This is a genomic window from Streptomyces sp. NPDC055078, assembly GCF_053607985.1.
The window spans coordinates 1-1730 of the sequence record NZ_JBSGUP010001044.1; the positions used below are offsets into that span (position 1 = coordinate 1).

General features: G+C 71.6%; 1 protein-coding gene, 1 pseudogene and 1 CRISPR repeat array. Of the genes and pseudogenes, one reads left to right on the forward strand and one right to left on the reverse strand.

The features are described 5' to 3' along the window. The coding region (locus tag ACWF94_RS39975) for a methyltransferase domain-containing protein (RefSeq protein ID WP_453500126.1) at positions 1–1077 on the forward strand (1077 nt) is incomplete at its 5' end. Between the two features lie 199 nt (positions 1078–1276). Here ACWF94_RS39975 and ACWF94_RS39980 read toward each other — a convergent pair. Then, a pseudogene (locus ACWF94_RS39980) lies at positions 1277–1369 on the reverse strand (transcriptional regulator); the annotation flags it as partial. Between the two features lie 80 nt (positions 1370–1449). Further along, positions 1450–1723: direct repeats of the CRISPR family, unit length 29 nt; unit sequence GGGACCACCCCCGCAGGCGCGGGGACCAC. Positions 1724–1730 lie beyond the last annotated feature (7 nt).

Below are 1730 nucleotides of genomic sequence, written 5' to 3' on the forward strand. Positions count from 1 at the left end.
GTGACGACCACCGCGGCCGATGCCGCCGCCCTGCGCACCGCCCTGGCCCAGGAGATGACCACACCGGCTTCCCCCTGGTACGACGCGTTCGCGACGGTGCCCCGCCACGTCTTCGTTCCCGCCTTCCTCCGGCAGCAGCCCGACCAGGCATGGCGGCTGACCACAGCGGCCGATGACACCTACTGGCCCGCCGTGTACTCCGACACAGCGCTGACCACGCAGCTCACCGGCTCAGACCCCACCTCTTCGTCCAGCCAGCCGAGCCTGATGCTCGCCATGCTGGAAGCCCTGGAAACCGAGCAGGGGCACCAGGTGCTCGAAATCGGCACCGGCACCGGATACAACACCGCCCTCCTGGGCCATCTGCTGGGCGACAAGGCCGTCACGACCGTGGACGTGGACCCCTCGCTCACCGGTCCGGCCACCGACCGGCTCGCCGCAGCCGGCCACCACCCCCACGTACACACCGGCGACGGCACCCTGGGCGTACCCGGCCGGGCACCCTTCGACCGGATCATGGCCACCTGCGGCATGACCCACATTCCCCCCGCCTGGATCGAACAGAGCCGCGACGGGGCCGTGATCCTCGCCCCGGTCGGCTGGGGCCTGGCCCGCCTCACCGTCCGCAACGGCGGCGCCGAGGGCCGGTTCCTGCCCGGCGGGGCGTACTTCATGCCCCGCCGCATCCCGGCCGTCACGCCCCGGTTCGCCGACCTCGACACCACGGAACCACATACCAGCGGGACCACGGTGACAACCGATCTCCTGGACCGGCTGGCGTTCCCACTGTCACTGGCACTGCCCGGCTACCGGTCCTGCACCTGGAGCGGCGACGGTGACGAGGACTCTGATGCTGTGGGGATCTGGACACCGGACGGCTCCGTGGCCCGCGCCCACCTGGACGGCACGATCCGCCAAGCCGGCCCCCGCGCCCTATGGGACGAAGTGGAAACCCTCGCCCACCTCTTCCCGACCGGGCAGCCCGAACGGGAGGACTTCGGGCTCACCGTCACCCCCGAGACTCAGCACGCCTGGTACGGAACCCCCGATGGCCCGTCCTGGCCGACGTGGACGTGACCGCGATTTGGGGAGAGTGGTGGGGGAGTTCCGGCACCCAGGTGACCGGCTTCGGCTTCCTCGCCCCTGCACGCCTCACCTTCGACGGCCCTGACCACCCGCGGATTTTCTGCAGAAAATCGAGGGCGGGCGTCGTCGGAGGTTCCTGATCATCTGAGATGCCGTCCCGGTCCGCCGCACCAAGGCAGTCAGTCAATCGGCTCCATCCCCTTCCCTTCCTTCTGCGCCGGACCTCGCCGGCCACGTTGGCCTTGATCCGGTCCGCCCACTCCGGAGTGTCGTGTCCACTCACGCTTCAACGACGCCGAGTTCGCGCTCGTCCAGCAGGCCGCCCGCCGCAGTCGCATGACGCCTGGTGGTTACGTTGCCGAGTGCGCCACCCCCGCAGGCGCGGGGACCACCAGCGCGCGGCCGGGAAAGCGGTCCGCAGCGTGGGACCACCCCCGCAGGCGCGGGGACCACGAGGTCGGCCCGCCGCCGGACAACCACGGCTGGGGACCACCCCCGCAGGCGCGGGGACCACACGAGCCCCGCCGGGGCCGTCGGTATCGCGCAGGGACCACCCCCGCAGGCGCGGGGACCACGGTCCCCATCAGCAGCTGGGTGTCTAGGCGCTGGGGACCACCCCCGCAGGCGCGGGGACCACTCGGGCC